Annotated in this window: 20 protein-coding genes and 1 tRNA gene; 11 read left to right on the forward strand and 10 right to left on the reverse strand. The window is 55.3% G+C overall.

Going from position 1 to position 23,039, the window contains the following annotated elements; genetic code table 11:
• Nucleotides 1-10: 10 nt before the first annotated feature.
• Entirely contained in the window at nt 11-709 is a 699-nt protein-coding gene (locus WEB64_RS14400) for an SGNH/GDSL hydrolase family protein (protein ID WP_368058551.1), read from the reverse strand.
• 203 nt (nt 710-912) lie between these two features.
• Here WEB64_RS14400 and WEB64_RS14405 point away from each other — a divergent pair, with 203 nt between their 5' ends.
• From WEB64_RS14405 to WEB64_RS14415, 3 genes are all read left to right on the forward strand, one after another.
• On the forward strand, nt 913-1,746 hold the full coding sequence (locus tag WEB64_RS14405) for a metal-dependent hydrolase (protein WP_368058549.1): 834 nt from the start codon (nt 913-915) through the stop codon (nt 1,744-1,746).
• A 108-nt stretch (nt 1,747-1,854) separates the two neighbouring features.
• On the forward strand, nt 1,855-2,883 hold the full coding sequence (locus tag WEB64_RS14410) for a hypothetical protein (RefSeq protein ID WP_368058547.1): 1,029 nt from the start codon (nt 1,855-1,857) through the stop codon (nt 2,881-2,883).
• A 30-nt stretch (nt 2,884-2,913) separates the two neighbouring features.
• Nucleotides 2,914-3,552 carry a LysE family translocator gene (locus tag WEB64_RS14415; protein WP_368058545.1) on the forward strand — a complete coding sequence of 213 codons (639 nt, stop codon included), beginning with the start codon at nt 2,914-2,916 and terminating at the stop codon, nt 3,550-3,552.
• A 90-nt stretch (nt 3,553-3,642) separates the two neighbouring features.
• Here WEB64_RS14415 and fdxA read toward each other — a convergent pair whose 3' ends face one another.
• Nucleotides 3,643-3,966 (reverse strand): ferredoxin FdxA, encoded by a 324-nt coding sequence (gene fdxA, locus WEB64_RS14420; RefSeq protein WP_368058543.1) that lies wholly within the window; start codon nt 3,964-3,966, stop codon nt 3,643-3,645.
• Between the two features lie 216 nt (nt 3,967-4,182).
• Nucleotides 4,183-6,768: a DNA mismatch repair protein MutS gene (mutS, locus tag WEB64_RS14425; RefSeq protein WP_368058541.1), complete on the reverse strand. Its 2,586-nt coding sequence runs from the start codon at nt 6,766-6,768 to the stop codon at nt 4,183-4,185.
• Between the two features lie 114 nt (nt 6,769-6,882).
• On the opposite strand from mutS, the gene pncC reads away from it, so the two are divergent.
• The 3 genes from pncC to WEB64_RS14440 all read left to right on the forward strand — a co-directional run bounded on the left by pncC (nt 6,883) and on the right by WEB64_RS14440 (nt 9,402).
• Nucleotides 6,883-7,377, forward strand: a complete 495-nt coding sequence (gene pncC / locus WEB64_RS14430; RefSeq protein ID WP_368058539.1) for a nicotinamide-nucleotide amidase — start codon at nt 6,883-6,885, stop codon at nt 7,375-7,377.
• A 146-nt stretch (nt 7,378-7,523) separates the two neighbouring features.
• Nucleotides 7,524-8,573: a recombinase RecA gene (gene recA, locus WEB64_RS14435; RefSeq protein ID WP_368058586.1), complete on the forward strand. Its 1,050-nt coding sequence runs from the start codon at nt 7,524-7,526 to the stop codon at nt 8,571-8,573.
• Between the two features lie 358 nt (nt 8,574-8,931).
• Nucleotides 8,932-9,402 (forward strand): flavodoxin family protein, encoded by a 471-nt coding sequence (locus WEB64_RS14440; RefSeq protein WP_368061030.1) that lies wholly within the window; start codon nt 8,932-8,934, stop codon nt 9,400-9,402.
• 57 nt (nt 9,403-9,459) lie between these two features.
• Here the strand turns inward: WEB64_RS14440 and WEB64_RS14445 are convergent, their stop codons facing one another.
• From WEB64_RS14445 to WEB64_RS14465, 5 genes are all read right to left on the reverse strand, one after another.
• Nucleotides 9,460-11,478 (reverse strand): TRAP transporter permease, encoded by a 2,019-nt coding sequence (locus WEB64_RS14445; RefSeq protein WP_368061029.1) that lies wholly within the window; start codon nt 11,476-11,478, stop codon nt 9,460-9,462.
• A gap of 18 nt (nt 11,479-11,496) precedes the next feature.
• Nucleotides 11,497-11,973 (reverse strand): DUF1850 domain-containing protein, encoded by a 477-nt coding sequence (locus WEB64_RS14450; protein WP_368061028.1) that lies wholly within the window; start codon nt 11,971-11,973, stop codon nt 11,497-11,499.
• A gap of 104 nt (nt 11,974-12,077) precedes the next feature.
• Nucleotides 12,078-13,040 (reverse strand): TAXI family TRAP transporter solute-binding subunit, encoded by a 963-nt coding sequence (locus WEB64_RS14455; RefSeq protein ID WP_368061027.1) that lies wholly within the window; start codon nt 13,038-13,040, stop codon nt 12,078-12,080.
• Nucleotides 13,041-13,164: 124 nt separating this feature from the next.
• Complete coding sequence (locus WEB64_RS14460) at nt 13,165-14,388, reverse strand: CaiB/BaiF CoA transferase family protein (RefSeq protein WP_368061026.1); 1,224 nt, start codon at nt 14,386-14,388, stop codon at nt 13,165-13,167.
• A 127-nt stretch (nt 14,389-14,515) separates the two neighbouring features.
• Nucleotides 14,516-14,800, reverse strand: a complete 285-nt coding sequence (locus WEB64_RS14465; protein ID WP_368061025.1) for a hypothetical protein — start codon at nt 14,798-14,800, stop codon at nt 14,516-14,518.
• 204 nt (nt 14,801-15,004) lie between these two features.
• On the opposite strand from WEB64_RS14465, the gene WEB64_RS14470 reads away from it, so the two are divergent.
• The 4 genes from WEB64_RS14470 (at nt 15,005) to WEB64_RS14485 (ending at nt 20,551) form a co-directional block, all read left to right on the forward strand.
• The gene (locus WEB64_RS14470; protein WP_368061024.1) at nt 15,005-17,407 is read left to right on the forward strand and encodes a Lon protease family protein; all 2,403 of its coding nucleotides are present in this window, start codon (nt 15,005-15,007) and stop codon (nt 17,405-17,407) included.
• Nucleotides 17,373-18,236, forward strand: a complete 864-nt coding sequence (locus WEB64_RS14475) for a M23 family metallopeptidase (protein ID WP_368061023.1) — start codon at nt 17,373-17,375, stop codon at nt 18,234-18,236. The genes WEB64_RS14470 and WEB64_RS14475 overlap by 35 nt, the downstream gene beginning before the upstream one ends.
• Before the next feature lie 74 nt (nt 18,237-18,310).
• Nucleotides 18,311-18,937, forward strand: coding sequence for a response regulator FixJ (gene fixJ / locus WEB64_RS14480; protein ID WP_368061022.1), 627 nt, complete (start codon nt 18,311-18,313; stop codon nt 18,935-18,937).
• A 45-nt stretch (nt 18,938-18,982) separates the two neighbouring features.
• Nucleotides 18,983-20,551, forward strand: coding sequence for a response regulator (locus WEB64_RS14485; RefSeq protein ID WP_368061021.1), 1,569 nt, complete (start codon nt 18,983-18,985; stop codon nt 20,549-20,551).
• A gap of 37 nt (nt 20,552-20,588) precedes the next feature.
• Here WEB64_RS14485 and WEB64_RS14490 read toward each other — a convergent pair whose 3' ends face one another.
• The gene (locus WEB64_RS14490; RefSeq protein ID WP_368061020.1) at nt 20,589-21,482 is read right to left on the reverse strand and encodes a MaoC family dehydratase; all 894 of its coding nucleotides are present in this window, start codon (nt 21,480-21,482) and stop codon (nt 20,589-20,591) included.
• Nucleotides 21,483-21,688: 206 nt separating this feature from the next.
• Here WEB64_RS14490 and WEB64_RS14495 point away from each other — a divergent pair.
• Nucleotides 21,689-21,765 (forward strand) — tRNA-Asp (locus WEB64_RS14495).
• A gap of 220 nt (nt 21,766-21,985) precedes the next feature.
• On the opposite strand, the gene WEB64_RS14500 is transcribed toward WEB64_RS14495, so the two are convergent.
• A complete protein-coding gene (locus WEB64_RS14500) occupies nt 21,986-23,038 on the reverse strand; it encodes an AraC family transcriptional regulator ligand-binding domain-containing protein (RefSeq protein ID WP_368061188.1) in 1,053 nt (350 codons plus the stop codon).
• Nucleotide 23,039: the final 1 nt, after the last annotated feature.

The following is a 23,039-nucleotide window of genomic DNA, read 5'->3' on the forward strand; positions in this document are numbered from 1 at the left end:
CGAATATGGCTCAGCCGACCTCAATCATATCAGCGAGGGCTCTGGCCCAGGCTGAGTAACCCGCTTTACCGGGGTGGAAGCCGTCAATGGCCATAGTGGCGTGGTCTTCCTCAAACTCCACCTGGACCAGGCGGGCGCCGGGGCGGTCGGCGAGGATCAGCTCAAGCTGAAAGTTAAGCTGTCTTGCCCGCTCACCAAGATACCAACGTAATGGTTCGGGTAGCGCCGGAAATCGATCCATCGGCGGTACCGCTGTAAACAGGACCTGTTTGGGGCGATAACGTCTTTGCAAGAGGTCCAGTAGTTCGTTGACCTGACGCGTCCACCGCCGCACAGAAGTTCTACCGGTCACATCGTTAACGCCCAGGGACACCACAATCACTCCGGCTTGCAGTTTGGGCAGGCGTTCAGCTGGCGGCAGGAAATCCACTACCTTGAGTCCGGTATGGGCCTGCAGGGTCCAGTTCACCGTCATTTTGCTGGCGAGCAATTCTGCTAACTGCCCTGACAATGCATCACTTTGCGACTCAACCCCGACCCCTGCGGCGGCCGAATCTCCCAGAATAAGCAGGTTCAGTAGCGGACCTTCACCGACAGTGCCGCTTCGGGGACCACTGGCCTCCGCCAGCCTGGGGGTTTTTGCTTTTACACGTCTGCCCTGGAATATCAGAAAGGGGGCGAGCGGAATCAACGACAGATTGTGCAGCAAGGATCAATCTCCTCTTTTCAGATTGCGACTATCATGCACCGATCCCGGTAAAAAATCACTGTCCTGAAATGTCGCATTCCGTTAACAAAAAAAACATTCGTTGGTTATTGGCCTGGTATCAAGGTTTAAGGTATAAAATGAAGCGACTGCTTTAATTTGATCGAAATGCTACGTGTCGTAAACAGAATAATCAGGAGGCCGTTATGTCGATCAGTTCAACCCCGCAGGGGATTTCCGTATCGCCCCGGCATGTCAGTTTTGACGTGACCGAGGAGTTAACCACTCTTTGGCACGGCAACAATGCCTTCCGAACGGCCTTCTTCAATGCGCTTTCGCTGCAGTTCCCGGACGGCGAGCAACAGTTTATCAATGCCGTAAGGCTTTATCGTGACCGTATCGTTGACCCGAAGCTGGCTCAGGAAATCCGCGGCTTTATTGGCCAGGAAGCCCTGCACAGCCGCGAGCACAAAAATTACAACGAAGCCCTCAAAGCTCGTGGTTACGATATCGAAGCCATTGATGAGCGGTTTCAGAAGCACATGAAGTGGGTGGCTAAACTTGCTCCGAATCGACAACTGGCCGGCACCTGCGGGGCAGAGCATTATACGGCGGTGCTGGCAAACTCGATCCTGCGGCATCCAGAGTGGATGGAAGGGGCAACTCCAACCATGAAAAAGCTGTGGCGCTGGCATGCGATCGAGGAAACCGAACACAAGGCCGTCGCGTTTGACGTTTACCGGGCGTGTGTCGGTGATGACCGACTGCGCCGCATTGTTTTCTTGTTTGTGACCTATAATTTTTTCAAATTCACTTTCCTGAATACCTGCAGTCTGCTGAAAACCGAGGGCAAACTCTGGAGCCTTCGAACCTGGGTGGGTGGCCTTAATTTTCTTTGGGGTAAGCCCGGCGTGCTGCGCAAATGCCTGCCGGAATTCCTGGCCTACTTTCGCAAGGGGTTTCATCCCTGGCAGCAAGACAACCGTACATTGCTGGCGGACACCCTGTCAGAGTTGGATGGGGAATATCGGCCTTCCTGAGTGTCTACCCAGAACAAGCTTGGGACTCGGGACAGGGGTGAACAGGGGCGTTCGTGTTAGCCTCAAGGTAACGATACGCCTCTTCAATTTTCGGCAGGAACCAGATCCATGACCCAAGGCCATACAGATATTGCCTCTGCGTTACTTGAACAACATGTCAAACATGAGTTGGCAACTCTTAAGGGCGCCAAATTACAGAAATTCGTTCAGCAGGAAGTAGACGAGCTTCTGACCCTGGGAGACGTCGTCCCCCTCAGCAGACTCTGTTCCCAGCAACAGGTGATGGGGGTTATCCGGCGCATTGTCATAAATATGGAACTGGATGGTGGGATTCCGGAACTGGCCGGGGAGATGGCTGCTGAGGTAATGAAAGCACCCGTGCAGTCCACCACTGCGCTGAAAGACATTCTGAGCCGTGACCAGGCTACTGCGTTTCTGGAAGAAGTTCTGGAATTGAGGGAGCACCGTGAGCGAGTGATCAGTGAGCTCATGGCGCATCCGGTCTATCAGGAACTGGTTGCCAATTTGGTGTATCACGGTCTGATCAATTATCTCTACGAAGACAATGTGCTGACCAAAAAAGTACCGGGCGTCGGGTCGATGATGAAGTTCGGTAAACGGATGGCGAACCGGGCGGTGCCGGGGTTGGATGAGACCTTTGAGCGACGCATTAAAGCCTGGTTGTCCGATAGCTTGCCAGGGCTGGTCGCGCGCAGCGAAGAGTTCCTGCACAAAGCGCTCAGTGATGAAGAAGTTCACGACAGTGTCATGGCGGCCTGGATGTCTCTGGAGAACAAAACCATTGGAGAACTGAGGCAAGGTCTTGGTGAGATCCAGTTGCAGGAATTTGTCGTGCTGGGCTACGAATTCTGGTTGGGCTTCAGGCAAACAGACTATTTCGAGGGTTGCTGCCTTGCGGTGGTTGAGCACTTGTTCCAGAAGTACGGTGACCAGCCCGTCAACACCCTGCTTGCAGATGTCGGTGTCGACCGGGCGGTGATTCTGGCGGAAGCTGATGCTTTCCTGCTGCCGTTGGTGGACGTGTTGCGGGAGGAGGGTTATCTTGAGGCCTTGTTGCGCCGCCGTCTGACGCCGTTCTATCAGTCTGCAGCGGTGAAGAAAATTCTCCAGTCCTAGTGTCCCGTTTGGGTCAAATAGAGAGGGCGCATGCCAACAACTGAACTGTTATGGGCCTATGTACTCGCAGTGGCGTTATTAACGGTCACTCCGGGTGTGGACACCTTGTTGGTGGTTCGCAATACCGCTCGTGGTGGCCTGCGGGATGGTGTCGTCAGCAGTGCCGGTATTTGCTGTGGCCTTTTTGTGCACGCTACCCTCTCAGCAGTTGGTATCTCTCTGATTCTGGTACAAACCGCCTGGGCGTTCTCGATCCTCAAATGGGCTGGCGCGTGTTATCTGATCTGGCTCGGGCTATCGAGTCTGTATCATGCGATCAGACCTGCTCAGCCGGAGGTTGTTCAGGCTGCCGGAGCTGCACAAACCGTGAGCTTGGGCCGATCCTTTCGGGAAGGTGTGTTCTCCAATGTACTCAATCCCAAAACGGCTTTGTTCTATATGGCGTTCTTACCCCAGTTTATCGATCCGCAGGGGCCAGCTTTCGCGCAGTCGATTGGTCTCGCATCAATCCACTTTTTACTGGCGATGCTATGGCAATGCGGCTTGGCATTGGTAGTGGTGAAGTCTCATAAGGTAGTTGTCAGCCAGGGGTTGAAGCGGATTCTTCAAGGCGTGACAGGGGGCGTTTTTGTGGGGTTCGGTGCCAGGTTGGCGGTGACCCAGCCTTAAGGTGGCGGCGAGAGAGCAAAAATGTAGGAACGGTTTCAACCGCGAAATTTGTGGCTCGCGGTTGAAACCGTTCCTACGTTGAGCTTTGGCTTACTTTTCCAGGTACTGGATTTTGCCGGGCTTGCCATCCCACTCTTCGGCGTCTGGCAGCGGATCTTTTTTCTCAGTGATGTTGGGCCACTTGCCTGCGAGATCGGCGTTGAGTTCCACAAACTCAATCTGGTCGGCAGGCAGTTCATCTTCCGAGAAGATGGCTTCAGCCGGGCATTCCGGTTCACATAAGGCGCAATCAATACACTCGTCCGGATCAATCACCAGAAAGTTCGGGCCTTCGTAAAAGCAGTCCACCGGGCACACTTCAACGCAATCCGTGTATTTACACTTGATGCAGTTATCAGTAACGATAAAAGCCATAAATAGGTTCCTGGTCTTGTGGTCTATCTCATCAGCAGGCGGGTCATGGGCCCGCTTTGGCCGGTTTCGGCACGTGGACGCTGTCCCGCTCTTTTTCTGAACGTGTTGGGAATGGGCAATATTGTAGGGAGCAGCCCGCTCTGCCGCAAGCGCTGGCGGGCTATATGTTTATTCCCGTGCGTTCGACATTGTCGATCAGTGGCGAGTGCAAAGCCTTCAAAGTTTCGCCTTCAATTCGTACAGGCGGTTTAGTGCCTCTCGCGGGCTCAGGTCATCCAGCTCCATCGCCGCCAGCGTTTTCTCGACAACGCTGGGCTCGAGGCTGGCGAACATATCAGCCTGCAGTGTCGGCTGCGGCGCTGCGTGTTGAGGTGCAAGCTGGACTTTCGGCGCCGAGGCGCCTTCGAGTTGGCTGAGCTGATGCCTGGCATTGTTGATGACGCTCTGAGGCACTCCGGCGAGTTTGGCAACCTGCAGGCCATAGCTCTGGCTGGCCGGGCCATCATGGACATTATGAAGAAAGACAATGCTGTCATCGTGCTCGGTCGCCGTCAGGTGAACATTGACCGCATGGGTCAGTTCATCCGCTAGTTGAGTCAGTTCGAAATAATGGGTAGCGAACAAGGTGTAGCAGCGGGTGTTTTTTGCCAGGTGCTCGGCGGTAGCCCAGGCCAGGGATAAACCGTCAAAAGTGCTGGTCCCGCGGCCAACTTCGTCCATCAGCACGAGGCTGTGCTCGGTAGCGTTATGGAGAATATTGGCGGTTTCTGTCATTTCAACCATGAAGGTTGAACGACCGCCGGCAATATCATCAGACGAACCCATGCGGGTGAAAATACGGTCTACCGGCCCGAGTCTGGCCCGGCTTGCTGGCACGAAGCTGCCGGTGTAGGCGAGCAGGGCGATAAGGGCAGCCTGGCGCATATAGGTAGACTTGCCGCCCATGTTAGGGCCGGTGATGACCAGCATCCGCCGGGTATCGTCAATCAGCAGGTCGTTCGGCACGAACGGTTCTTCAAGGAGTTGTTCGATCACCGGGTGGCGGCCTTCCTCCACATCAAAGCCTGGTGAATCAGAAAATTCCGGCGCGCAAAAGCGCAGGGAGGTTGCCCGTTCAGCGTAGTTGCTGAGCACATCAAGCTCCGCCAGCGCCTGGGCGCTGTCCTGGAGGGGCGCAAGCTGCTCCGCGAGGGTCTCGAGCACCTCCTCGTACAGACCTTTTTCCCTGGCCAGGGCCCGGCTCTTGGCGCTCAGTGCCTTGTCTTCAAAAGTCTTGAGTTCCGGGGTAATGAATCGCTCGGCATTTTTAAGAGTCTGGCGCCGGATATAATCCACCGGGGCCTGGTCTGATTGGGCCCTGCTTATTTCAATATAGTAACCATGCACCCGGTTGTAACCGACTTTCAGGGTGCTGATGCCAGTGCGTTCCCGTTCCCGGGTTTCCACATCCAGCAGGTATTGCCCGGCGTTTTCGCTGATGTTGCGGAGCTCATCCAGCTCTTCGTCAAAGCCTTCGCGTATCACTCCGCCCTCCCGGATAACGACCGGTGGGTTATCCATGATGGCGCGTTCCAGCAGATCGGACAACGCTGGGTATTCACTGATGGTTTTAGCCAGCTTAACGATATGATGAGAGTTGACCGGTCGCAAGGTCGTTTGCAGGTCAGGCAGGGCTGCAAAGGCATCACGTAGCCGTGCCATATCCCTGGGACGGGCCGAGCGCAGCGCTACTCGCGACAGTATCCGCTCGATATCGCCGACGGATTTGAGCAGGTCGTGGACCGGCTCGTAATGAAAGCCGTCGAGCAGCGCCGAAACTGCCTGCTGGCGTTGTTTGACCTCATCCACATTGCGCAATGGCCGGTTGAGCCAGCGCCGTAATTGCCGGCCGCCCATGGAGGTGGCAGTGTGGTCCATTACCCAGGCCAGGGTATGTTGGGTGCCGCCCATCAGGTTGGTGTCAATTTCGAGGTTTCGCCGGCTGGCGGCATCGAGAATCACGGCTTCTTCACGGCGTTCCCGGCTGAGTTTGCGAATATGGGGCAGGGCAGTGCGCTGGGTTTCGCGAGCGTATTGCAGCAGGCAGCCTGCGGCAGGGATGCCCAGGCGAAGTCCCTCACAGCCAAACCCCGTCAGGTCCCGGACCTGAAGTTGTTGGGTAATCGCGCGGTGCGCGCTATCCATTTCAAATAACCAGGGGCCCTGGCGGCGAATACCGGTGAATCCTTGCAGAATTTCCTCGAAGGGAAAATCTTCACTGATCAGAATTTCCGCCGGTTGCAGCCGTTGTAATTCACCCTGTAAGGCTTCCAGATTATCCAGTTCAGCGACCACAAAACGGCCGCTGGAAATGTCCAGAGAGGCAAATCCGAACTGCTCGCGCTGGTTGAAGATCGCGACCAGCAGGTTGTCCCGTTTGTCCTCGAGAAATGCGTCATCGCTCAGGGTCCCGGGGGTGACAATACGTACAACCTGCCGATCAACGGGGCCTTTGGACGTAGCCGGGTCGCCAATCTGCTCACAGATAGCAATAGATTGACCGGCCCGAACCAGACGCGCAATGTAGTTCTCAGAAGCGTGGTAGGGAATGCCTGCCATCGGAATCGGGTTGCCTCCAGACTGGCCGCGCGCCGTCAGCGTAATATCCATCAGTTCAGCGGCTTTCTTGGCATCCTCGTAAAACAGCTCGTAGAAATCCCCCATCCGATAGAACACCAGCTCATTGGCGTGCTGGCCCTTGATTTTCAGGTATTGCTGCATCATTGGGGTGTGGCTGGAGAGATCATTCTGCAATGCTGACATTGAAAGGCCCGGCTGCTTTGGCTGAAAACGGAATACCACAAATAAACATATGCCATGGTGATGTGAACGGGATTGTAAGAAAATAATGTCCCGGATGAAATGAAGGAGAACATTATGCCTGTATCGGAAGCACAATTGGCAGAAGCGGGTGCCAGATTGACAGATTCGCTTGAGCGTAAGGGCCTGATGATAACCACCGCTGAAAGCTGCACCGGAGGGTGGGTCGCCAAAGTGCTCACGGACCGTTCTGGCTCTTCAGCTTATGTCCACAGCGGTATTGTCACATACAGTAATGACGCCAAACACGAACTTCTCGGTGTCAGCGAGCAGAGCTTGGCTCAGCATGGAGCCGTCAGTGAGTCCGTGGTCCTTGAAATGGTCGCGGGCGCGCTGGCAATTACCGGTGCCGATGTGGCGGTGGCGATCAGTGGAATCGCTGGGCCCAAGGGTGGCAGCTCAGAGAAACCGGTAGGCACCGTATGGTTCGCCTGGGGGCGCAGCCAGAAGGCGGCTGAGGCCGTTGTGCAGGTGTTCGAGGGTGATCGGGAGGCCGTCAGAAGGCAAGCCGTTTTATTTGCCCTGGAGGGTTTGCAGCGCTTTCTGGAATAATCCGGAAACAGGGGTTGGTCTGTCTCGAAGGTTATGTTTTAATACTGGTCAAATATACAGTTAATTGCCTGGATGACGTCGAGACGTTATCCGGTTCGGCTCAAAAACCGCCACTGGGCGGCACAGGTGAAGAGGGTATGGCAGCAATGGAAGACAACCGTAAGAAGGCACTGAGCGCAGCGCTGGGCCAGATCGAGCGTCAATTTGGCAAGGGCGCCATCATGAAGATGGGCGATCATCCCCGTGAGGCAATACCGTCCGTTTCCACCGGTTCTCTCGGCCTGGACGTTGCTCTTGGCATTGGTGGCCTGCCTTATGGCCGGATTTGCGAAATCTACGGTCCGGAAAGCTCCGGTAAAACCACACTGACTTTGCAGGTTATTGCCGAAGCCCAGAAGCAGGGTAAGACCTGTGCTTTCGTTGACGCTGAGCACGCACTTGACCCCCAATATGCGGAAAAGCTGGGCGTGAACGTCGACGACCTGCTGGTTTCCCAGCCCGACACCGGCGAGCAGGCGCTTGAGATCTGCGACATGCTGGTACGCTCCAACGCTGTGGATATCATCATCGTGGACTCGGTTGCCGCATTGACGCCGAAAGCTGAAATTGAAGGTGAAATGGGCGATTCCCACGTAGGCCTTCAGGCCCGCCTGATGTCCCAGGCCCTTCGTAAGCTGAATGGCAACGTCAAGAATGCCAACTGTCTGATGATCTTCATCAACCAGATCCGGATGAAGATCGGCGTCATGTTTGGTAGCCCGGAAACCACCACTGGCGGTAACGCACTCAAATTTTATTGCTCGGTACGCCTGGACATCCGCCGCATCGGCGCGGTCAAGGACGGTGACGAAGTAATTGGTAACGAAACCCGCGTCAAAGTGGTTAAGAACAAGGTCGCCCCGCCGTTCAAACAGGCGGAATTCCAGATCATGTATGGCAAGGGCATCTACCACATGGCCGAAGTGCTGGACATGGGTGTGAAAGAAGGTTTTGTTGATAAGTCTGGCGCCTGGTACGCCTATAACGGTGACAAGATCGGCCAGGGCAAAGCCAATGCCTGCAAGTTCCTTGAAGAAAACATGGATCTGGCCAATGAAATTGAAGTCAAGATCCGTGAAAAGCTGATGCCCAAGCCTGCCAAAAAAGGATCTGAGTCGGTTGAAGAGCCTGCAGAAGAGAGCAGTGAACTGATTTGAACTGATTTGGCTATGCAGCCCTGAAAGAAGATCAAGATTTTACTTTAGAAAGCTGGCCCATGCGTCAGCTTTTTTTGTATCTGACGCGCTTCAATTAAAGCGTATCTGTACTGCTATTGATCATAGCTTTACCACACATTTGGTAGAGCCGGGTTGGGAGGAGGTCTTTCCCGGACACGCTGCAAGTACATCCCTGTACGCTTGTTTCCGGCCATCCATGGCCTCCAACAGTCCGGTAAAGATCTCCCCCCAACCCGGCACGGAACATTGGTGGCAGGCTCGCCCAGGCCAAGGTAAAAACTGCTGAACACTGAAATGCTAAACTGATTTCAATGCTGCAAGACAGGCATTAAATGCTATGGATACACGAAAGAAACTGCTCATAGTCGCCCATGCGCCATCCCCGAACACCCTCAAGCTACGAGAAGCGGTTGAACGGGGCGCCAATAATTCGGACATCGAAGCCGTCGACGTGACTGTCCTGGCGCCGCTGGAAGCAGGTCCCGACGACGTGCTCGCCTGCGACGCCATTATTCTGGGCACCACGGAAAATCTTGGTTATATGAGTGGCGCGTTGAAAGATTTTTTCGACCGCAGCTACTACCACTGCCTGGAGAAAACCCAGGGGTTGCCATTCACGTTCTATATTCGGGCTGGACACGACGGCACGGGTACCCGTCGAGCGATAGAGTCCATTACCACCGGTTTGCGTTGGCGCACGGTGCAGGAACCACTAATGTGCCGTGGCGAATATCAGGATGAGTTCGAGACCCAGTGTGAGGAACTGGGGCTCTGCATGGCGGCCAGTCTGGATGCAGGTTTATTCTGACCGGTAAGTTCTGCAGCCAAGACCTGTGTCATACCTCATTGTTAATAGGGCGAACGCCTATCCCGCTACCTCTCCATGCTGCGACGTTCGTCGGCTGGCGATCCAGTTTGCGCCGAGGAATATAGTGATTGTCGCGAGGCCAGCGATCTCGCTCATCAGGTTGGGATAGAACACAGCAGCCGCACCGGCGGCGATCAACAGCCGGGGAATCAGCGATATCCGCACGAACAGATACCCTTCCAGCGCAGCCGCAAACGCCATTAACGCGGCGATGGCAATGAATCCGTTCCAGATAACCAGTGGTACCGGTCCGCCCATGATAATTTCAGGGTTAAACACCATGAACAATGGGACCAGGTACAAACCCTTGGCGAATTTCCAGGCTTGAAAGCTGGTTTCCATGGGTTTGCTCCCGGAGATCGCTGCCCCGGCAAACGCAGCGAGGGCTATGGGGGGTGTTACATTGGAATCCTGCGAATACCAGAAAACGACCAAATGGGCGATCAGCAGCGGGATGCCGAACTCCGCGGACAACGCGGGGCCGACCAGCACGATCAATACGATATAGCTGGCCGTCACCGGCAGTCCCATGCCAAGAACCAGGCTCGCCAGCAATACCATTAGTAGAGCCAGCAAAATGTTGCCGCCGGAGAAGGCCATCATCATGGCCGAGAATTTCAGGCCCAGCCCGGTCAGGCCGACCACTCCCACGATAAGGCCGGCAACGGCACACGCCATGCTGACCGCTACCGCGTTACGCGCCCCCAACTCAAGCCCTTCGATAAGCTTGGTGAGGCCCGCCCTGGCCACGACCTTAATGGCATCGGCGGTGACTTTCTGGCCCTGGCGGGGAGCGATAAACAAAAACCATACGGCGTAGCGCAGAATCGCCACTAACACGATCGTGATAATGGCGTAAAAGCCCACGCGCATGGGGGACATGTTGATCATCAGCAGGTAGACCAGAATCCCCAGAGGCAACAGGAAGTGCCAGCCGTCCTGCATCACCTGTCGCATCTGCGGCAGTTCCGATCGGGCCATGCCTTGCATGCCCTGCTTCAGCGCGATGATATGAACGAACAGGTAGACCGTGGCGAAATACATGATGGCCGGCAGGATGCTGACCTTGACTATTTCCAGGTAAGGCAAACCCGTGAACTCGGCGATCAGGAAGGCGCCAGCTCCCATCAGCGGCGGCGTGATCTGCCCGCCGGTACTGGCGGCGGCTTCAATCCCTCCTGCCTGGCGTGGACTGTAGCCAAGACGTTTCATCAGTGGAATGGTAAAGGCACCCGTGGTCACCACGTTGGCGATAGCGCTACCCGAAATCGACCCCATGCCAGCGGACGCGAGCACCGCGGCCTTGGCCGGGCCGCCACGCTGGCGTCCAGTGGCGGCGTAGGCCAGATCGATGAAAAAGCGCCCGGCACCGGTACATTCCAGGAAGGCGCCGAATAGCACGAAAACGAAGATATAAGTGGCCGCCACGCCGAGGGGCAACCCGAACAAACCTTCCTGTCCCAGGTAGAGTTGGCCGATTACACGATCCAGATTGTAGCCCCGATGGGACATGATTCCCGGCATCCAATCCGCAAGCCAGGGCAGGTCGCCGCGTGGGCCGGCGAAGGCATAGAGGAACGCCAGCACGCCAATAATGGTCATGCCCAGCCCCACTGCGCGACGGCTGGCCTCAAGCACTGTGACCATTGCAATAGAACCCACGAGGATGTCTGTGTCATTCCAGAAGCCTGCGCGGTTGATGATTTCATCGAGATAGAAAGTTATGTAGAAGCCGGTCAGAAAGGCGCCACTAAGAAATGCGACATCGATAATCCAGCTAAAAAAGCCGCGTTTACGATTGGGGCCCAGGACAGGGAACATCAAGATCGCCAGCATCATGATCAGCGCCAGGTGGATACTGCGCTGATAGAACAGACCGAGTGGCTCAATGCCTGCAGAGTAGAGCTGAAACAGAGATAAAGTCACCGCGACAAGTGTAATTAGCCAGAGCACTGGACGAGGCTGTACTGGGTTGGGCTTGGCAGAGTCGACGGGTGGATGTGTGGTCTCGTTCATGGAAATCTCGTCAGGAGGCTACTTGGAGTTCGAGCTTAGCTGGATCGTTACCCGCTCACCGGCAACCGAGGCACTCAAGCTGGTCACCTTGTCGTGCCATACAATTCGATGGTTCACGTCTTTTGAACCGACTCGCAATAAATAGCGGTTGCCGGGCACCGGCTCGTCGATATCTTCGATCCAGTAGCCGCCCTCACCATCTGATACCTGTACGCCCCGTCCTGGTATGTGCCCCAGGCCAGCAGCAAAGTCCGGTTGGTGGCTCCGCTCGAGCATCATCCGGCCCTCGTGAAAGCGGTAGCAGTCCAGCACCTGAATGCCTGTGACTGAGTGATTCCAGGCCAGGCACCAGCGCTCACCGGGTCTGAGCGGAATATCCACCAACGCCACGCCTTTGGCTGATATCACTTCCAATCGGGTAGAAGTCGATGTGTCGGCTGGTTGCGCAGAGCTGGAGTCGACAGCCGACTTGGCAGTGCCTGTTACCGACATCATGATGCTTAGGAAAAAAAACAGGGCGGGCAGTGACGCTCGCCCCCTCGTTACGGGTGACACTTGGAATGAGTTGCGTTTAGGTAGCACTCGCGCCATGGCGAAGTTCAGGGACGAATCTTGTCGGGAATGTCAGCGTCGACTTCCTCGTAATAGCGGATCGCACCTGGGTGAAGCGGAACCGGCGTGGAGTTGAGGCTGAATTCCACCGTTGTGTCGTTGGCGGCGGGGTGGATAGCGATCAGGTCTTCCGTGCGTTCGAAAAGCACTTTAGTGACCTGGTAAGCGAGATCGTCGGACATGTCCGCGTTCACCACAAGCACGTTGGGAATACTGATCGTCTGGACCGGCTCGTCCATACCTTCGTACATATCTTTGCGTAACTCGTATTTTGCAAAGACCGGCTCGTTTTCCTGGGCATTGGCTATTTCTTCATCGCTGAAGCCGATCAAGCTAATGTCACGGGTGGCCGCCAGGTTCAGGATGGAACTGGTAGGGGGCCCGACGCTCCAGAAACCCGCATCGATATCGCCGTCACGTAGGGCGTCCGCAGTTTCGTTGAAGTTGAATCTGAAGGTTTCCATGTCGTCGTAGGAGAGACCGTTGGCTTCTATTATCGCCTTGGCATTGAGCTCGGTGCCACTGCCGGGAGCGCCTACTGAAACCTTCTTGCCTTTCAGGTCCTGCAGCGAAGTGATTCCCGACTCAGCCAGGGTCACCAGTTGCACCGCATTAGGATAGATGGAACCCAGCGCGCGCGTGTTCTCAACTTTACGACCTTCAAATGCAGCCGTTCCGGTATACGCCTGATACGCGGTGTCGGCCAGGACGAGGGCAAAGTCAGAATCGCCCCTGTGGATCAACGCCATGTTCTCAACGGAGGCACCCGTCACCTCTGCAACGGCGGTGTAACCTTCGACGTGGTTATTGATCAGCTCTGCCAAGCCGCCGCCATAAGGATAATAGACTCCACCAGTACCCCCGGTCGCGATGGAAAGACGTTCCTGGGCGATGCTCATGGGTGCAGCGATGATGAGGGAAGCGGCGAGTGCGACTGGAAGAAATCGCATAAGTGAATCTCCTACTTTGCTGCGCCCCTGTTTGGCGCCCGGTGGCGCCCCACATTATTGGCGGCAGACGTTATTGTTGATGTTGTTAGGACTCCCTAAAGCTAGCACTGCCCTTGAGTTCGAGTCAAACGACCTTAGTCGTCTTTAAATTTTCAATTTCGCTGTCCGGCAGCATCAGAAGGTTAGCGAGAATTTCCGCCGTGTCCTGGCCTAAAGTGGGGGGTGCGTTGCGATACGTCACTGGCGTGTCAGACAGGCGGAGGGGATTGCCCACCAGTGGGACGCTACCGGCCAACGGATGTGGCAAGTTAACCTGCATTCCCCGTGACTGCACCTGGGGGTCATCAAAGACCTGCTTCAGGTTGTTGATCGGGCCTCCGGGCACATCCGCGCGCTCTAGCAGAGTCAGCCATTCGTCTGTTGTGCGCATCACCGTAGTCTGACGTATCAGGGGGACGAGGATGTCACGATGCTTGACCCGGGCCGCGTTGGTTTTAAACCGTTCGTCCTGCGTCCACTCATGTTTGCCCGCCGCTTCGCAGAAGCGGATAAACTGATTGTCGTTGCCTACCGTCAGCACGATGTCGCCGTCTGCGGTAGGGAAGTCCTGATAAGGCACGATGTTCGGATGCGCGTTACCCATACGTTTGGGAGGGGTTCCGGTCGCCAGGTAGTTCATGGCCTGGTTGGCAAGGGATGCTACCTGAACGTCAAGCAGGGCTACATCGATGTGTTGGCCTTCACCGGTAAGGTTCCTGTGGGCGAGCGCCGCCAGGATCGCAATGACAGCGTAAAGCCCGGTTGTAATGTCGGTCAGGGCGACCCCAACCTTCGCTGGCCCCTCGCCAGGCTCGCCATCAGCGCGTCCCGTAAGGCTCATCAGACCGCCCATTCCCTGTATGAGAAAGTCATAGCCTGGACGGTTGGCGTAGGGGCCATCCTGGCCGAAGCCGGTTATGGAACAGTAGATCAGTTTCGGGTTAAGCGCCGACAGTGACTTATAGTCGAGCCCATATCGTTTGAGGGCGCCCACCTTGAAGTTTTCAAGAACGACATCACTCTGCATGACCAGTTTCCGGACCAGCGCCTGGCCTTCCGGTTTGGTGATATCGATTGTCATCGACTTTTTGTTGCGGTTTGCACAGAGGTAATAGGCTGACTCGGTGGTATCTCTGCCATCCGCACCCTTGAGGTAAGGGGGCCCCCATGATCGCGTTTCGTCTCCGCTACCCGGACGCTCAACTTTAATGACTTCAGCGCCAAAGTCTGCCAATACCTGCCCCGCCCACGGGCCAGCGAGCACCCGGGAAAGATCCAGAACTCGAAGATGGCTTAGCGCGCCAGACATGGGTAGCTCCTTGGGTTATTGAACCAATCTGAAATCTAAATTGCTTAATTTTCAACGTTTTTGAAATAATAACAACCAAATTCAGTTAATTTTGCTTGGTATAATGTCAAAAGTCAGGTCGCGCTGATCAGGCTTTGGTGCTCACCAACCGGCCACGGCGATCTTCAAGAGGCGCGGCTTCAGCTGTTCGGGGGTGGAGCAGGCCCGGGCTCCGTCGGGTTCTGCGCTTGCGACGATCAGCTCCGTCAAATGCTTCCTGGCGTCGCCGACGATCTGGCTGGAAACGGCGGTCGCTGTCACGCTTGCGCGGCGGTGGCTGGATGCTTTTGGCATCCGGTGTGCGTTGATTATTACCGGACTTCGGTTTGTCCAATGATGTCAAAGGCACGGTGTGAGTACGGAAAATATCCATAGGCGTTGTTAACCCTCGCGTTTCTGGCCGCTAGCTTGTTATCGGCCCGCTATCATCCAGTATAGCTAACGACCATTTACTGCAAAACTTGAGCCGACATGGCGACAGGGCGGGTGACAGGTTCTACAATGACCGGCCAGAGTCGCTCGGTTTCAATCCGTGCCCTTTATCCGTGCCATGTTCTCACCGTTACAGGACCGAACCTTGAAGTCACTGTCCCTGAATCAGCTGTATAAAGCCTGTGTTCTCAAAGATTTTCCGTTCAAGACAACCCGCCAGCTCAAACCTCTGGCTGAAATCGTTGGCCAGAATCGTGCCCAGGAAGCGGTGCGATTTGCGCTGGCGATGCCTCACGGCGGCTACAACGTTTATGCGGTAGGTCGTAACGGCCTTGGCAAGCGAACCATGATGCTGCGTTATCTTGAGCACCATGCCGACACCGAACATAAAAGCCATGACTGGTGTTACGTCGCCAATTTCGAAGAGCCGCGGGTGCCGAAAATCCTGCGCTTGCCTGCCGGTATGGGTCACGCCCTGAAGCAGGATATGGACCGTCTGATGAGCCGCCTGATGAAGGTGATTCCTCAAACGTTCGATAGCGATAGTTTTCTCGAACGTGCCGAACAGCTCAAGAACGAATATGGTAAAAAACAGGAAGATGAGCTTGAGAAAGTGGCGTCCCAGGCGCGACGCAAAAAAGTCAGCCTGACTGTAACGACTCCTGGCGGTTATCGGTTGGTCGCGATGAGCGGTGAAGAGCCTCACACCGTCGAGACGTTCAAAAAACTGACCCAGGAACAGCGAGACAAGTTTGAGGAAATTATCGACAAGCTCGAAAAGAAACTCAGGCAGGCACTGAGAAAACTGGCGGAGTGGGAACAGGAGTATGTTGATAAACAGCAGGCGCTTAATCAGGAAACCCTGGAAAGCATCGCTGGCCATCAGATTGATGAGCTAATTACAAAATATCAGGCTGAGCCCGATGTGACGGCCCATTTTGAGGCGGTCAGAAAAGATCTCGAAGACAGCCTTGAGATATTTCTGGAAGACAACGAGGAGCAGGCTGCCATTGCCTATGCCTCGCTCGACAAGAAAATGCCCCGTCGTTACCAGATCAATCTGATGGTCAATCATAAAAACCACGAAGTACCCATGGTCGTGGAGGATAATCCCACCTATCACAACCTGTTTGGGTATGTTGAGAACGTCACCTACAAGGGCACGGTATTCACTGATTTTTCGTTGATTCGTCCGGGTAGCCTGCACAAGGCTAACGGTGGTTATCTGCTGATGGATGCCATTAAGGTACTGGAACAACCGTTTGTGTGGGACGGGCTGAAGCGTGCTCTGCGCTCCCGAAGTATCCAGATCAACTCCCTCGAGCGCGAGCTGACACTTTCGGGGACCATCTCGCTGGAACCCGAATCGATTCCGCTGGATGTAAAATTGGTGCTGTTCGGGGACCGGGAAACCTGGATGCTGCTGCAGGAGTACGATCCTGAGTTTGCCGAGCTCTTTCGCGTTACCGCTGATTTTGAAAATGAAATGATGCGCACCTCGGAAAGCCAACTCCTCTATGCCAAGTTTATTGCCAGTCTGGTGATCGAAAAGAAACTACTTCACTGTCATCAGAAGGCGGTGGCACGAGTCATCGAGCACAGTTCCCGCATGGCGGAACACCAGGATCGGCTGTCCCTGCATGCGGCGGATATAGCGAACCTGCTTCGAGAATCCGACTATTGGGCCCGCCAGGCTGGCGCCAAGCTGATACAGGCTTCCCATGTGGAACAGGCCCTGACCAGTGCCCGGTATCGCAGTAGCCGTATCCGCGACCAGTTTTATGACTCGATCCGGGATGGCACCACTCTGGTGACCACCACCGGAGAGCGAGTGGGTCAGGTTAACGCGCTATCGGTTTTGTCCACTGGCGGATTTGAGTTCGGTCTGTCCAACCGTATTACTGCCAATTGCTACTATGGTGACGGTGATGTCATCGATATTGAACGTGACGTCAAGCTGGGCGGAAACATCCACTCCAAAGGTGTAATGATCCTGACTTCCTGGTTGTCTTCCCATTTCGCCGCCACCGAGCCAATGCACCTGTCCGCCAGTCTGACCTTCGAACAGAATTATGGCGAAGTTGATGGCGACAGTGCATCCCTTGCAGAGCTCTGTGCCCTGGTCTCGGCGTTGTCGGGGTATGCGGTGCGGCAGGATCTTGCGATCACCGGTTCCGTGAATCAGTTCGGTGAAGTACAGCCGATTGGTGGGGCCAATGAGAAAATCGAAGGTTTCTTTGAAACCTGCCGTTTGACCGGTATGACAGGTACCCAGGGGGTTATTGTTCCTCATACCAATGTGCAGAATCTGATGCTGGAAAATGAGCTCGTAGAGGCGGTGCGGGGCGGGCAGTTTGCAGTTTACAGCGTAAGCACTGCAGAAGAGGCCATTACCCTGCTCTTGGGGAAACCGGCAGGCAAGATGGATGAGAACGGCCGCTATCCGAAGCAAAGTGTGTTCGGGGCGATTCAGCAGCGATTGGATAAAATGCGGGAGCGGGAGCGTGAGGAACATGGGCACAGCGACAAAGACCCCTCTATTCACTAAGCTTTCAATATTTGGGCTGGTTGCCGGGGTGCTTCTGAGTTGGCCCGCGCTGGCGCTGGAGCTGCAGGGTAATCCGGTCCAGGGCGGTTTGCTGTTCGGCAACGCCGACCCCGGCAGCCGGATCTGGCTCAATGATCGGTCCGTTCGAGTAACAGCGAACGGGGAGTTTGTGGTGGGGTTCGGCCGTGAAGCCAAACAGCAACAGCAGTTGCGGGTTGTGACGTCGAATGGCCAGGAACAGGTGCGCGCGCTAACGCTTGGCCAGCGGGATTATGATATTCAACGAATAAATGGCGTACCTTCCCGTACGGTGACACCGTCAGCGAACCATCTTGATCGCATTCGTCGCGAGGCTGCGCAGGTGCGGGAGGTTCGGGGTACGGACTCAGACCTGACCGGTTTCCTGCGTGGATTTGTCTGGCCAGCAGAGGGGCGTATCAGCGGCGTTTATGGAAGCCAGCGGGTGTACAACGGTGAGCCGCGGTCGCCCCATTACGGCATTGATATCGCGGCGCCCAAAGGTTCACCAGTGATCGCTCCAGCCGACGGTATTGTCACAATGGCAGAACCGGATTTGTTCTATTCCGGCGGAACCCTCATTATTGACCACGGATACGGCGTAAGCTCCACCTTTTTGCATCTGGATAGTTTTGAAGTGGAGTCTGGCCAGCGGGTCGAGCAGGGCGATGTGGTGGCACGGGTGGGCAGTACCGGTCGTTCAACCGGGCCTCACCTGGACTGGCGAATTAATTGGTACGACGTTCGGGTTGATCCGGCCACCGTTGCGCCCGCTATTGTCTCGGGCCACACGCCGGGTTCTGACAAATGACGGCACTGGAAACAGATAGCTAACAAAAACCATGATGTTTAAACAGTCATGGGATGCCAATAGAGAGAATGCACATGAGCGATATTGATCAGACCGTCTATGTGGTGGAAGACGATGAAGCAGTAAGGGACTCACTGGAACTGTTGCTGAAATCCGCAAAGAAATCCGTCAAGCCCTACAGCACGGCCAACGCCTTCCTCAGTGATTATTCCGAGACTATGGCGGGCTGTATCGTTCTGGACATCCGCATGCCGGGTATGGACGGTATGGAGCTGCAGAAAAAGCTCAATGATCGCCACTCAATCCTGCCGATTATATTCGTGACTGGCCATGGTGACGTTCCGTTGGCGGTCGATGCCATGAAAGAGGGCGCGGTCGACTTTATCCAGAAGCCCTATCGCGAGGGCGCACTGCTGGAAAAGATCGAATCTGCCCTGGAGCAGGACCGGGAACAGCGTAAAACACTGGGTGAAGAGCAGGAAATCCTGCGTCGTGTAAAAACACTGACGCCCCGGGAAACCGAAATCATGGACCGGATGATTGCTGGCCAGGCCAACAAGGTCATTGCCATAGAGCTTGAAATCAGCCAGCGCACGGTAGAAATCCACCGGTCCCGGGTGATGCACAAGATGGGCACTCATTCACTTGCACATCTGGTCCGTATGATCTTGTCCGTAAAGGACCGTATCGACGCGAGGTAAATTGAGCGTCAAGATTCGGGTATCTTTTGAACCGGGCAAAGCTTTATGACTGAGAACGTTGACGGAGTGACAGAAGCGACAGTACTTCTGGTGGATGATAATGCCCAGAATCTGAAAGTACTCTACGAAACCCTGAAAGACCGGGGTTATCGCCTGTTGATCGCCAACGATGGTGAAAAGGCCATTGCACTCGCCCGCCGCCACCAGCCTGAAGTCATCCTTCTGGACATCATGATGCCGGAGATGGATGGCTACGAAGTCTGCCAATACCTCAAAGGCCACCGTGCCACTGCCGATAGTGCTATCGTATTCCTGTCAGCTCTTGACGACGTTGACGCCAAGGTCAGGGGGTTTGCTCTTGGTGGGGCCGATTATATCTCCAAGCCGTTCCAGGCCCAGGAAGTTATTGCCCGGGTAAAAACCCACGCCCAGGTGATTCGCCTCGAGCGTGAACTGCATGCTCGGAACCGGCAACTGGAAAGTGACCAGAGCCGGATACTGAACGCGATCAGTGAGGGCATCTACGGTCTTAACGAAGCTGGAGATATCATTTTTGCCAACCCCGCGGCGGCGATGACTGCGGGCTGTACCGCAGCGGAACTGATTGGTCGCAACTTTTTCGAGCTGCATTTCGATGGCAAGGACATACCCTGCAATACGATGGAGCAGTTGGGACGTCCGGTCCAGGCAACCTGCAAGCAGGGTATACCGGAGCATCAACGAGCCATTGTGATGCGTCGGCTGGACGGCTCCTGTTTTCCTGCAGAATACCGCTCGACCCCCAAACTTGATGGCGACCGGCTCCGTGGGGCAGTGGTGGTGTTTCGGGATATCACCACGGAACTTGAAAATGAAAACGCGCTGGAGGAGGCCCGCTCAGTAGTTCAGGCCCAGCGTGATCAGCTCGCACATGCGTCGCGAATGTCTACCATGGGGGAGATGGCTGCTGGCTTTGCCCACGAAGTAAACCAGCCCCTGACGGCCATTACCAATTATGCCCGGGTGGCCTTGCGATTGATCGTTGACGAGCCGCTGGACAAAGACCTCATGGAAGAAACCCTTGGCAAGATTGAAGCCCAATCTCATCGTGCCAGCGAAGTCATACGCCGGATAAGGGGGTTTGTGAAAAAACCCGCTGTTGGCAAGGAGGTCCTGTCGCTGTCGTCTCTGCTTGATGAAACTCGCCAGTTTGCGGAAGTCGACGCCCGCAACAATGACGGTGGTGTTGAGGTCTATGTGGGAGAAGATGTGCCCGACGTTATGGCAGATCCGGTCCAGGTGCAGCAGGTGGCCCTGAATCTGATTCGCAATGCGTTAGAGTCGACACGCAGTGCTGGCAGTAGGGCACCGGTGGAAGTTGTGGCCGAGCGCAGAGGTCCTGAGTGCGTCAGGATCACCGTGACGGACCATGGCAAGGGGGTTACTGAAGAGGATGAGCACAAGCTGTTCCTGCCGTTCTACACCACCAAGGAAGAAGGCATGGGCATCGGGCTTGCACTCTGCCAGTCACTGATTCACGCCCAAGGAGGAGATATCGGCTACGAGCGCCCCCAGCACAGTGGTGCACGATTCTTTTTTACGCTTCCAGTCGTTAGTCAGCCCCAACCGGCCTGAGCCTTGTTCCTGAGGGGCTGTTAAAATCAACCGACAATCAGTCGAAAGTGATTACACCGCCAAGATGCGGAAGATCGCCACGATCATTCAATAATTGATAGCTCAGCGTATTGCCGTTGTGCTGCCAGTTCAATTGGGCCTCGCCAGGCAGGAATAACGGCTTCTTGAAATCGCAGGTCACCGTTACCGGTCCGCTTTGCGTATTTCCGTGGTTCTCCAGTAATGCCAGACAGCGGGCCATACTCCACATACCGTGGGCAATGGCTCGGGGGAAACCAAAGGTTTTCGCGGCGAGTGCGTGCATGTGAATTGGGTTGAAATCGCCGGAGAGTTTGCCGTAACGCCGTCCGATAGATTCGGCAGCGGTAACCGGTAGGCTACGCTCGAATATTTCCAGTGGTGGTCGCTTAGCCTTTGCCTTGTCAGGTGAAGTGTCAGGGCAGCTGCTGTGACTGGAAACTCTGTGCAGGTTTGTGCTGGTTTCTTCCCAGACCATCTCGCCTGCGGAGGACACTTCTGTCACCAGATCGAACTCAAGCCCCCGGGCAGTTTCCACCTGTCCCGAAAGCATGACTGAAATATCAAGCGGTTCGCCGACGTTGATGGGCCGGTGATGGGTTATACGGTTTCGTAAGTGCACCAGCCCCAGTAGTGGCAGCGGGAAAGCACTTTCGGTCAGCAGATGGAGGTGCAGAGGAAACGCCAACAGGTGGGGCCAGGGTATTGGCAGAAAACCACTTGAGGAAAAGCCACACAGAGCCTGGTAGCGCGTCAAAGGGGACGCACCGCTGCTTACCCCCACCAACTTTGCGCCAAGTTCGGGGATGACAATCTCGCGAGTGTCGCCAACCTTGCGTTTAGACAGCAGTGCCTTGCCATAAAGCCTCCAGAGCGAAGGGGGCTTGGTACGATAGGATATAGGGCTTCGCATGCTTTAATATCTCCGTTGTTGAGCGGCTGTCGTTTCATACTAGTGCGGAAAAGTTTCATTCAATAACCGTAACCCGAAGCATAGGCAGGAATTTGCAGTGCCGGGGCGACGAATCTGCGAAAATCGTTGACATCAGGACCGCCCTCTTTATAATGCGCCCTCGTTGTCACCCCGCAGTCTCACGAGGCTGTCAGACAACACAGCGCGGAGCGGTAGTTCAGCTGGTTAGAATACCGGCCTGTCACGCCGGGGGTCGCGGGTTCGAGTCCCGTCCGCTCCGCCATTTTTCCTTGCCCTTCCTTTTTTTCTGATTCGTCCTTTTCCGTTTGCTTACTTCTCGTTAACAGTCATTGTGCTGTCACAGTATTCGTTTATTCTCAATCAGGCTAACTTATCGGGAATAATGCTATGTCTGACTATCAAGACGATCTTGTGGAATATCAGTGGGAAGATTTTGACGACGATGAGGGCCTGGACGACGGTATAGAAATGTAGTTCGCTCTTCACAAGTTAACACCTTCCCTGATGCGTTTTCTATGCTCTCCGGGGCTAACTTGGAACCACCTCTTGTAGGCTTTCTGGAAAGCTGCGGGGTTTGAAAAACCCAGTAGCCATGCTATCTCTGCCAGCGACAAGCGGGTTTCCCGGATATAATCCACAGCCAGATTCCTGCGAGTGGCATCGACCAGTTGCCGAAAACCGGTATTTTCAGAAGCTAACTGCCGTTGTAACGTCCAAGGCGCAATACCCAGTTCCACTGCTACACGCTCCAGAGTCACAGCGCCACCCCCAAGCAAGGGCGCCAGCTTTTCGGTTACTGCCTCTTTTACCCCCCAGCCAGTGCGCAACTTACGCAGCGCCTCCCTGCATTGGTCTGTCAGTTTTTTATGCATTGCCAACTGGGCGCCACTGCAGGTCATTGAGGTCAGTCCAGGCACCAGATAAAGAGAGTTGCTGTTGGCGCCAAAGACAACAGGGCACCCGAACCATTCTTCAAACGCTGAATCCATTCCTTGAGAGGGGTATTCGATGGTCACTCGAGTTAGCACAGAATGGTAGCCGGTGGCGGTTCGCAGGAACTGCGTCCAGGCCGCCAGTACCGAATCCACCACAAAATAATTGAAAATGTTATAAGGCCGAATGGAGTAGAAGTCCGCTCGGCCAGTGTTTAAATCCAACCTTGGGTGGCCACGGCTGTTTCGGCTGGTCAGTAGAGCGTAGTCGATCAGATTTACGAGGCCCTGGCCAGCATTAGGGGCGGCCTGGGCCGCCAGCCCGGCGAGCCCCGCATCAACTGGCCGGGTCAGTTGCCCCATTGTCAGCCCCAGCGCCAGATTACCGGTCAGTGCAATGGCGGCTTGCCCAAGACGCATGAACCGGGGAATGCTGATTGTGGCATCCGGGGCGGCCAGGCGCTTGTCGTCCAGACTGAATTGCCGGAATAGGTCGGTGTGGTCGGCGCCTTCGTATTGAATGGCCCGCGCCATGACCGAGACGTAAAGTATACTTACGTCCCCCAGAGTGTTGTGAGGCGAAACCGGCTTTAAACGTTCCATA

Source organism: Marinobacter sp., from assembly GCF_040882185.1.
In the GTDB taxonomy this organism is placed as follows: domain Bacteria; phylum Pseudomonadota; class Gammaproteobacteria; order Pseudomonadales; family Oleiphilaceae; genus Marinobacter.

Bases quoted from the DNA above. Each gene is read 5' to 3' on its own strand.
- WEB64_RS14405 (WP_368058549.1), top strand. From the start codon at position 913: ATGTCGATCAGTTCAACCCCGCAGGGGATTTCCGTATCGCCCCGGCAT.
- WEB64_RS14410 (WP_368058547.1), top strand. From the start codon at position 1,855: ATGACCCAAGGCCATACAGATATTGCCTCTGCGTTACTTGAACAACAT.
- WEB64_RS14415 (WP_368058545.1), top strand. From the start codon at position 2,914: ATGCCAACAACTGAACTGTTATGGGCCTATGTACTCGCAGTGGCGTTA.
- fdxA (WP_368058543.1), bottom strand. From the start codon at position 3,966: ATGGCTTTTATCGTTACTGATAACTGCATCAAGTGTAAATACACGGAT.
- mutS (WP_368058541.1), bottom strand. From the start codon at position 6,768: ATGTCAGCATTGCAGAATGATCTCTCCAGCCACACCCCAATGATGCAG.
- pncC (WP_368058539.1), top strand. From the start codon at position 6,883: ATGCCTGTATCGGAAGCACAATTGGCAGAAGCGGGTGCCAGATTGACA.
- recA (WP_368058586.1), top strand. From the start codon at position 7,524: ATGGAAGACAACCGTAAGAAGGCACTGAGCGCAGCGCTGGGCCAGATC.
- WEB64_RS14440 (WP_368061030.1), top strand. From the start codon at position 8,932: ATGGATACACGAAAGAAACTGCTCATAGTCGCCCATGCGCCATCCCCG.
- WEB64_RS14445 (WP_368061029.1), bottom strand. From the start codon at position 11,478: ATGAACGAGACCACACATCCACCCGTCGACTCTGCCAAGCCCAACCCA.
- WEB64_RS14450 (WP_368061028.1), bottom strand. From the start codon at position 11,973: ATGATGTCGGTAACAGGCACTGCCAAGTCGGCTGTCGACTCCAGCTCT.
- WEB64_RS14455 (WP_368061027.1), bottom strand. From the start codon at position 13,040: ATGCGATTTCTTCCAGTCGCACTCGCCGCTTCCCTCATCATCGCTGCA.
- WEB64_RS14460 (WP_368061026.1), bottom strand. From the start codon at position 14,388: ATGTCTGGCGCGCTAAGCCATCTTCGAGTTCTGGATCTTTCCCGGGTG.
- WEB64_RS14465 (WP_368061025.1), bottom strand. From the start codon at position 14,800: ATGGATATTTTCCGTACTCACACCGTGCCTTTGACATCATTGGACAAA.
- WEB64_RS14475 (WP_368061023.1), top strand. From the start codon at position 17,373: ATGGGCACAGCGACAAAGACCCCTCTATTCACTAAGCTTTCAATATTT.
- fixJ (WP_368061022.1), top strand. From the start codon at position 18,311: ATGAGCGATATTGATCAGACCGTCTATGTGGTGGAAGACGATGAAGCA.
- WEB64_RS14485 (WP_368061021.1), top strand. From the start codon at position 18,983: ATGACTGAGAACGTTGACGGAGTGACAGAAGCGACAGTACTTCTGGTG.
- WEB64_RS14490 (WP_368061020.1), bottom strand. From the start codon at position 21,482: ATGCGAAGCCCTATATCCTATCGTACCAAGCCCCCTTCGCTCTGGAGG.
- WEB64_RS14500 (WP_368061188.1), bottom strand. From the start codon at position 23,038: ATGGAACGTTTAAAGCCGGTTTCGCCTCACAACACTCTGGGGGACGTA.